Source organism: Acidisphaera sp. S103, assembly GCF_009765975.1.
GTDB lineage: Bacteria > Pseudomonadota > Alphaproteobacteria > Acetobacterales > Acetobacteraceae > Rhodopila.
Map to the genome: position 1 here is coordinate 92440 of NZ_LMUJ01000034.1, position 8008 is coordinate 100447.

Genomic DNA, 8008 nt, shown 5'->3' on the forward strand with positions numbered 1-8008 from the left:
AAGGTTTGCATACTGGCCGGTAGCAGCCTCCCTCGGAGCGGACCAAAATGAACGATTTCGACCAATCCTTCCTGGAATTTCAAGCTGAACAAGAGACAAGGCGCTCCGCCGAGGACTGGCTGGTTGCCTTTGAAACCGCCCTTGTGTCCGGCGACGTCGTGCGGATTGGCGCGCTGTTCCACCAGGACAGCCACTGGCGGGACGTCCTGGCCTTCACCTGGGACCTGACCCCTGTCGCTGGCCGGGACACCATCGCGGCACGCCTCGCCGCCGAACAGGCACGCACCGGCGCCCACGGATTTCACCTGCCCCCAGGCCGGAGAGCGCCCCGCAGGGTCAAGCGCCTCGGGACCGACAGCGTCGAGGCAATCTTCGAGTTCAAGACCGCCGAGGGTCGTGGCGCCGGCATCATCCGCCTGTCCCCCGACGCCGGTGCGATGAAAGCGTGGCTGCTGTCCACAACACTGCAATCACTGGACGGCCACGAGGAGAAGCTCGGCGCCAATCGCCCGACCGGCGCCGCCTATTCGCGGAATTTCGGCGGCGACAACTGGGCCGACGTTCGCCGGAAGGCCTCCGCCTATGAAGACCGGGAACCCACGGTCCTAGTGATCGGGGCCGCCCAGGCGGGCCTTTCGACCGCGGCCCGCCTCAACCAGCAGGGCGTCGATACACTTGTCGTGGAGAAATGGCCGCGCATCGGCGATAGCTGGCGCCAACGCTACCACTCGCTGGCGCTGCACAACTCGATCCACCTGAACCACCTGCCGTATATGGATTTTCCGCCGACCTGGCCGAAATACATCCCGAAGGACATGCTGGGGAATTGGTTCGAATTCTACGCCGACGTCATGGAGATCAATTGCTGGACCGATACGGAATTCGTCGGCGGCACATGGGACGAAACTGAAAAGCGCTGGACCGCTCGGTTGAAACGCGGCGACGGCACTGAACGCGTCGTGCGACCCAAGCATCTGGTGTTCGCCAATGGCGTCAGTTCCTACCCCATGATTCCAGACCTGCCGGGTCTAGAGGACTTCAAGGGACAGGTCATCCATTCCGAAGGCTTCAACAGCGGCGCGGGCTGGGAGGGCAAGAACGCGCTGATCCTGGGCACCGGCAGCAGCGCCAACGACATCGCGCTCGATCTGCACAGCCACGGCGTGAACACGACGCTCATTCAACGCGGTTCCACAACGGTCGTGTCGATCGACCCGAGCGCCAGGTTGAATGAGGCGATCTGGGATGAAGGTGGATTGCTGGAGGACCTCGACCTTATCGTTGCGTCTGCGACACCGCCCTTGGTCCTGAAGGGCTACAAAGCCGTCGTGAAGCGGATGGTGGAACTGGACAAAGAGATCATCGAGGGCCTCAAGGGCATCGGCTTCAAGCACGACATGGGTGAAGACGAAGCTGGCCATCAGATGAAGTACTTCCGGCGCGGCGGCGGCTATAATCTCGATGCCGGCAGTTCGATGCTGATGATCAAGGGCGAAATCGGTCTGCTGCAATACGACAGGATCGAGCGTTTCAGTGCCGACGGCGCGCTGCTGAAAGACGGCACGACCGTGCCGGCCGATCTGATCGTTCTCGCCACCGGCTACTTCCCGCAAAAAGAACTTGTCCGCCGGGCACTCGGTGAAGAAACGGCAGAGCGCATCGGCCCGGTCTGGGGCCTTGGTGCGGACGGTCAGCTCAACAACATGTTCAGGCGTACACCGCAACAAGGCGTATGGTTCATTGCCGGTGGCCTGGGCGTGTGCCGCATCAACTCAAAGTACCTGGCCCTTCAGATCAAGGCGATGGAACTCGGCAAACTCGGGCCGCTCTGAACAGGCCTGCAGTCTGGCGCCTCAGCCGTGACTGCAGCTGCCGCATGGGCGCGGCATTGCCGAGCTATTCCTAACACATCGGCCGGCATGACCTCATGACGTCCGGGGGAACAGCGAGGCCCGGGTGGCCGTGCACAGCAGGAAACCGGGAGTGATCCCGGCCTCTGCCGCTGTCCACCGACTGAAGCGGGATTATTGGCCGCCGATGACGTTGCGGTTCAGGCTGTTGGCGGTGTTGTCGTATGGGCCGGAATGCTGAGCCGTTCAGCCGTGGCCTGACGACTGCGCATTGGCCAGCGGGGCGACCGCGGCGCTGAGGCTCAGAACGGCCAGGGCGGCAAAAAACATCTTTTTCATCGGAATTCTCCATCGTCTATCGGGCGAAATGTCCGCCTTCGATGGGTGCATAGATGGACCGATGGGGCCGGATGATAATGCTGCACTGCAGCATTGGAGTTATGCGCCAAACGGGAAGCCCATCGCGAGATCGTGTATTGCCTCAGGCTTGGCGCGGAGATCGCGGGATCGGTAGGCACCCCCTTCTTCGGCTGAAGATCAGCTTCAGCCAAGGTACCGAATGGAAGACACTCATCAGCAAGTACATCGGGATCATTCCGCTCAACGGCGACGTATTTTGCGTGGCCGAGCAGAGCGTCTCCGGCGCGCCACCGTCGAGAACACCGGTCAGCAGCGCCATGATCGCGAAGGTCGGCGCAGCCGCGAAGCATAGCCAGTCGATTATCCCAATGGCGGCCGCGTCGCCGCTTTCATGATAGATGACGCCGCGAGCACTTCCGCCAGTATGAGTCTGGCTCATGATTTCTACCCTGCAATAAAATGCGGTTGGACCGCGAAGAACCCCGGAGAGGAATCCCCTGATTCCCGCGCTCGCCCGAATGAGCGGAGCGTGTCGGCCATGCGCGTTGTTGCTGCTGTTCGCCGCGTGTTAGCGCCCGCCATGGGCGATCTAGCCGCCCTTGGCGTACTCATCATGGCGGCGGAACCCCAGCCCGGTATCGTTGCGTCCCTTAGGCGCTCGGTCGAGCCACTGATATGCGCCCCATAGACCATCCACGCCGCGCGCGTAGGTGGAATAGGTGTGGTAGACGACGCCGTCCTCGAGAACGAATGCATTCAAACCCGGCCTATCGCGTGAGTACGTGGGTGCGTCGGTTCCGCATGTGGCCGCGAATCGGGCGACGGGCGTCGGGACCGGTGCCGTGTCCATCGCGTGGCCGCCTGACTGATAGTTGTAATCGACAGTCCCCTCGCGCTGTTGCTCTTCGGTAAACGCGACGTTGAAGTCGAAATTGAAGTCGCTGCCGACCGAGGATGCCCAGGGAAACGTCCATCCCATCCGCTGCTTGTACGCCTGAAGTTTTGCCAACGGCGCCCGCGACACCGCCGAAAGCGTAACGTCGCGTTGCGCGAGATGGACGACGAATCCGTCGAAGCCGTCCGCGATCGCCGAACAGGACGGGCACCCCGCCGTGTAGTCGGGCCCAAACATGAAGTGGTAGACGAGAAGCTGCGAGCGCCCACTGAACAGGTCTGCCAGCGAGGCTCGGCCTCCATCGGTCTCGAACTGGTACTCCTTGTCGATCCGGACCCACGGCAGTTCCTGACGTCGCCGTGCCAGTTCATCGCTACGCCGCGTTAATGCCTTCTCCTCCTCGAGCAACCCGATCCGGGCCGCAAGCCACTCATCACGCGAAACGATTTGATGTTGCATGGTAGCCTCCTGTTTGTTGAGATTCTTGTCTTTTTCCAGTTTTGACGTCGACGCCTACGTTCAGATCTTCGGCACCCGTTAATGCGGCTTGTTCGACGCGCCCTGTTCCGCGGCGATGGCGTCAAGGTTTCGAACAACTTTCGTCCAACCTTCGCTCATGCTCCTGAACGCAGTGTCATTCTTCGGGAGCACGAAGCCGGTGTGGACAAGGCGAAGCCGCGTGCCACGTCCAACCTTGGAAAGAGTCCACGTGACGACGGTGTCCAGCCGCGAGCCGTATCCGACGTTTTCCTCATGTCCACCTTTCCAGGAATAGACGAGGCGTTCGTTTGGCACCGCTTCCAACACCTGGCAGCGGATGACACCGTCCCAGGCGCCGGCCGGCGTTGTCTGGAACGTGAAGTGCTTGCCCGGCACGGCCTCGAATCCTGTCGGCGCCATCAGCCAACGGCCAATAAGTTCGCCGGTCGTCAGCGTTTTCCAGATCGTCTCCGGCGCATGCGGGAAGACCTCGTCAACCACGATGTCTTGCGTACCGGACTTCAACGCGCCGTCATTCATGGATCAATCTCCTTCAAGAGGGTTCTGAGGTTGGCGAACCGCTCGCGCCAGAAGACGCCGTAGTGGCTCATCCAATCAACGAGCGGTGCGAGGCCTTCCGGCTCGGCGCGATAGTAGACGTTGCGACCCTCGGGACGTTCGGCGACCAGGCCGGCCAACTTCAAGGACTTGAGGTGCTGGGAGATGGCACCTTGCGTTACGCCGCTTCCCCGCGTCAGCTCGACCACCGTGATCTCATTGGATTTGACGACCCGCTCGAACACGGCCCGCCGCGTGGGGTCGGCAAGGGTTCGCATAACGGCGTTGATGGCGGCGGCTTCGGTCATATCTAATTCAATAGTTATCACTAATGCATTAGTCAACACTAATTTTATCGAATGCCTCCGGCCCTCTGATGATAAATTGGTGTGTCCTTGATGGAGGGGCCGGACCGTGCGATCCGCCACGGCGTCATCAACAGGCGGGTCTGCCCACCTTGGTCGACCGGTTCCTCGTTTTGTTCTGCCCACGATCCCTGCGCTGGGTCTCCAGCCAGGCATGCGTTTGATCGAGCACCTCGCCGGACAGTGCGGGGTCATCGGTCACACGCGCCAGGATCATCGCCCCGACCATCGCCGCCCAACTGCCGATCGCCGTTCGGCGCTTTATGGCGGCGATTGACCCGCCATATTGCATTCGCAACTATGCTGCAGCGATCTCGTCATCAATTGGTTGATGCGATTCGAAGCCACCGTTTTGACTACGTCACGAGTAGTTACAAAAAAAATAACGTCCACTAGCCGTTGGTGGACCGGATCACCCAACGCCCGGGAACCAAGCGTTGGGATCGGACAACGAGCGTCCTGATCATCGATCCGATTGCAGTCGAAGCGTGGTCAGCCCGGCAACGTAAAGCGCTGGGCTACGGCGTCGTAATCGCCGTAGCCCATCGTGGTGCGGAATTCGGCATGCGGCAGTGCACTGTCCGCCTGGGCCTTGCCGGCCACCAGTGCCGCAAGGCCGGCCTTCAGCCCAGCGGCGGCCGGCGACAGCAGCCCGGTGGGATAGGTGCCGATCTTCAGGCCAAGTGCTTCCGCACGAGCATTGGTGGGCGTCTCGCGGGCAGCGCCGGGGGACAGGACGGCGAAGGATGGACGACCGGCGGCAGCGGCCACGGCACGGCGAATTTCGTCCTCGTCCTTCGGCGAATCGAGGAACAGGATATCGGCGCCTTCCTCCACATACATTTCGATGCGCGCCACGGCTTCATCGATGCCCTGGGTGGGGCGGCTGTCGGTGCGGGCCATGATCAGGATGCCGGAGTCCTTCGCGGCTTCTACGGCGGCGCGCATCTTCATGCGCATTTCCTCGCGCGGCAGGCAGGGTTTGCCGGCGGCGGTCAAGGCGCGTGGGGTGATCTTGTCCTCGATCAGGATGGCGGCGGCCCCGGCTCGGCCGTAGGCGCGCACCGTGCGCTGCACGTTCATGGCGTTGCCGTAGCCGTGGTCACCGTCGGCCAGGATCAGCGCGTCGGGGGCGGCGCCGCGCACCATGTTGAAGGAATCGAACATCTCGGCGAAGGAGATCAGGTCGAGATCAGGTCCACCCAACCGAGCGGCGGCGACGCAGGACCCGGACAGGAAGGCGGTCTTGAAGCCGGCGGCGAAGGCGAGCTTGGCGCTGAGCCCGTCCCAGACGGCCGGCATGACGACGAAGCCGGGTTCTGCCAGCAAGGCTCTGAGACGGGTGGGCGGTGTCATGGTGCGTTTCCCTCGGTGTGTGATCGTGGCGGACAGGAGCATGATTGCTCCCGAGCCTCAAGATGGAGTGGTTTATGCCAGCAGTTCGGCGGCACCGACGACGCGGCCGCCGCCTGACTCGACTTCCTGCCGCACCGCCTTGCCGAGGGTGACCGAACCGGGGGTGTCGCTGTGCACCAGGATGGATCGTGCGCGGACCGACCGGCGCGTGCCGTCGGCGGTGGTGACCGAACCATCGTCGAGGAATTGCCGCACCCGCGCTCGGACCGCATCGACGTCGGTGATGACCGATCCCGGCATTTTGCGGGAAACCAGCTCGCCGCGCGGCGTATAGGCTCGGTCCGCCAGGAACAGCGTCAGGACGCGCATGCCGGCCCGATCGGCGGCGCGCTCCACCTGCGTATCCGGCATCGAGAACACGATGAGGTTGCGGACGATGATCCGGCGCGCCGGGCTGGCGGGGGCGGGGTTGGCGATGCCAGCGGTGTCTCGGTCGGGCTGTCTCCGTTCACGACCGGGTCGACATTGTGCTTGTCGCTGCTGCGAGAGAACCGATCAAGACAAGGCTTCCCTTCTCGATGTACTTCATACGATCCATTATCCAGTACAGCATAATACATATCATAACCTTCAGATTATAAATAAGCTGCAACATTCCCTGGGCGACGCTCCGCTAACGCTCGGTGTGGTCGGGCAGAAAGGCGAGGTCAGGATCGTCGTTATCGTAACGCGGCACCCAACCTGAAACTGCGTGTTTCACATACCAATCCACCGGTCGTTGCGCCGCATGCAGGTAGCGGAAACCGCGGTTTGCCTCGCCTGGATGGACAAAGCCGAGCCGGCCCAGCCCGGGCACGCCGCGGGTTTGCGGATCGATGCGCGCGGATCAGGAAATGCAGGGGCGAGAGACAACCTGGGGGGACAACCCATTGCGCCGGGGTCCCCTGTCGTCTTGGCCACGCAGGCCGGCACCGTCTTCCCGAACACCGCTTCTCAAAGCGTGGCCGGTTACAACCGTAACGAAATGCGCCACGCTTCATATGTCAATTGTGCCGCGCGTGTTCACGAATTATTTACCCGGACGTAGCAAACCGCGTAAACGCTATGCGCAGAAGCCACAGGAAATTATCCGTGAACGTACCGTGCCATCTGCCGATCGTGAAGCAACCCATCGACATGCCCGCCCGGGCCACCAATGCCGTCAGCAGTCAGCTTCGGCCAAGCGAATATACCACCCTGCTGATCCAGGCACTACGCGCTGACCCTCAGACAATCGTAGGCGCGTGCGCTCTCGAGATTGGGTTCGGCAGCGGTGTCGTTCTTGCCGCGCTCGGCGACCTCGGGGCGGCGCATCTCTGCGGCGTCGATATCGAACAGCAGGCCGCCGACGCCGCCTCCAGGATGCTCGCCGATCTCGGCTATGCCGCCATCTGCGAGCTTTTCGAAGGCGATATGTGGTTGCCGGTCGCCGGCCGGCGGTTCGATCTTATCGTTGCCAATTTGCCGCACTTCCCGACGGAAAACGGTTCGGTCGGCGACAGGCTGCCCAGTTGGAGCTGCGGCGGACCCGATGGGCGCAAATTCCTTGATGAATTCATCAAGGGCCTCGCGGAGCACCTCCGGACGGAGGGACGGGCGCTGGTGACCCACAATGCCTTTGTCGATCTCGACTGTTCGCGCGACCTCGCGGCACGGTATGGTTTTGCCCTTCGCGTCGTTCTCCCCTCTCTCGTCTACATTCCAACGGAAAAGCTCCGCACCATGACAGACAGTGTCCGACAGAGGCAGCAAGGCCGCACAATTCATGTGTACGGCCCGTGCAGTTTCGGGGAAATGTCTATCGTTGAGTTTCGGCGCACCGAAAGTCGCGCATGAATGCGTCGTAATCTGTCTCGAGGCCGGTGCCCGCTGCCATCCCTGTTATTTGGTTTGCTGATCGGCATTCTTGTCTTCGGTCAATCTTTTTCGACGCTGTCCGCCACCATCCAGCCAGCGGACGCGTCGCTCGCCAGTCTGCTCGATCAGGCCCGCACCGCCGCACAACACACCTGCATCGGCACTGGTGCCGACCGGCTGGTGCAGGTCATGTGCACGCACCAGCTTCGCATTGGCGTCCGCACCGATTATCCGCAATTCGCTCTGCG

General features: G+C 62.1%; 9 protein-coding genes. 2 read left to right on the top strand and 7 right to left on the bottom strand.

The features are described from left to right. Positions 1 to 47 precede the first annotated feature (47 nt). Positions 48 to 1832: an NAD(P)/FAD-dependent oxidoreductase gene (locus GSQ89_RS08270; protein WP_158923888.1), complete on the top strand. Its 1785-nt coding sequence runs from the start codon at positions 48 to 50 to the stop codon at positions 1830 to 1832. A gap of 499 nt (positions 1833 to 2331) precedes the next feature. On the opposite strand, the gene GSQ89_RS08275 is transcribed toward GSQ89_RS08270, so the two are convergent. The 6 genes from GSQ89_RS08275 to GSQ89_RS08300 all read right to left on the bottom strand — a co-directional run bounded on the left by GSQ89_RS08275 (position 2332) and on the right by GSQ89_RS08300 (position 6341). Further along, on the bottom strand, positions 2332 to 2649 hold the full coding sequence (locus GSQ89_RS08275) for a hypothetical protein (RefSeq protein WP_158923890.1): 318 nt from the start codon (positions 2647 to 2649) through the stop codon (positions 2332 to 2334). Between the two features lie 150 nt (positions 2650 to 2799). Continuing rightward, positions 2800 to 3564, bottom strand: coding sequence for a thioredoxin family protein (locus GSQ89_RS08280; RefSeq protein ID WP_158923892.1), 765 nt, complete (start codon positions 3562 to 3564; stop codon positions 2800 to 2802). Between the two features lie 78 nt (positions 3565 to 3642). Beyond that, a complete protein-coding gene (locus GSQ89_RS08285) occupies positions 3643 to 4125 on the bottom strand; it encodes an SRPBCC domain-containing protein (protein ID WP_158923894.1) in 483 nt (160 codons plus the stop codon). Further along, complete coding sequence (locus tag GSQ89_RS08290) at positions 4122 to 4451, bottom strand: helix-turn-helix transcriptional regulator (RefSeq protein ID WP_158923896.1); 330 nt, start codon at positions 4449 to 4451, stop codon at positions 4122 to 4124. The genes GSQ89_RS08285 and GSQ89_RS08290 overlap by 4 nt, the downstream gene beginning before the upstream one ends. Before the next feature lie 549 nt (positions 4452 to 5000). Further along, entirely contained in the window at positions 5001 to 5864 is an 864-nt protein-coding gene (locus GSQ89_RS08295; protein WP_158923898.1) for an oxaloacetate decarboxylase, read from the bottom strand. 72 nt (positions 5865 to 5936) lie between these two features. Beyond that, the gene (locus GSQ89_RS08300) at positions 5937 to 6341 is read right to left on the bottom strand and encodes a LamB/YcsF family protein (RefSeq protein ID WP_371734233.1); all 405 of its coding nucleotides are present in this window, start codon (positions 6339 to 6341) and stop codon (positions 5937 to 5939) included. Between the two features lie 681 nt (positions 6342 to 7022). Between GSQ89_RS08300 and GSQ89_RS08305 the strand changes: the two genes are divergently transcribed. Next, entirely contained in the window at positions 7023 to 7739 is a 717-nt protein-coding gene (locus tag GSQ89_RS08305; protein ID WP_216856061.1) for a methyltransferase domain-containing protein, read from the top strand. A gap of 45 nt (positions 7740 to 7784) precedes the next feature. On the opposite strand, the gene GSQ89_RS08310 is transcribed toward GSQ89_RS08305, so the two are convergent. Further along, a partial coding sequence (locus GSQ89_RS08310; RefSeq protein ID WP_158923904.1) for a hypothetical protein occupies positions 7785 to 8008 on the bottom strand: 224 nt, incomplete at its 5' end.

What these genes read in the sequence shown, in the direction of transcription:
- GSQ89_RS08270 (WP_158923888.1), top strand. Translation starts at nt 48, where the DNA reads ATGAACGATTTCGACCAATCCTTCCTGGAATTTCAAGCTGAACAAGAG.
- GSQ89_RS08275 (WP_158923890.1), bottom strand. Translation starts at nt 2,649, where the DNA reads ATGAGCCAGACTCATACTGGCGGAAGTGCTCGCGGCGTCATCTATCAT.
- GSQ89_RS08280 (WP_158923892.1), bottom strand. Translation starts at nt 3,564, where the DNA reads ATGCAACATCAAATCGTTTCGCGTGATGAGTGGCTTGCGGCCCGGATC.
- GSQ89_RS08285 (WP_158923894.1), bottom strand. Translation starts at nt 4,125, where the DNA reads ATGAATGACGGCGCGTTGAAGTCCGGTACGCAAGACATCGTGGTTGAC.
- GSQ89_RS08290 (WP_158923896.1), bottom strand. Translation starts at nt 4,451, where the DNA reads ATGACCGAAGCCGCCGCCATCAACGCCGTTATGCGAACCCTTGCCGAC.
- GSQ89_RS08295 (WP_158923898.1), bottom strand. Translation starts at nt 5,864, where the DNA reads ATGACACCGCCCACCCGTCTCAGAGCCTTGCTGGCAGAACCCGGCTTC.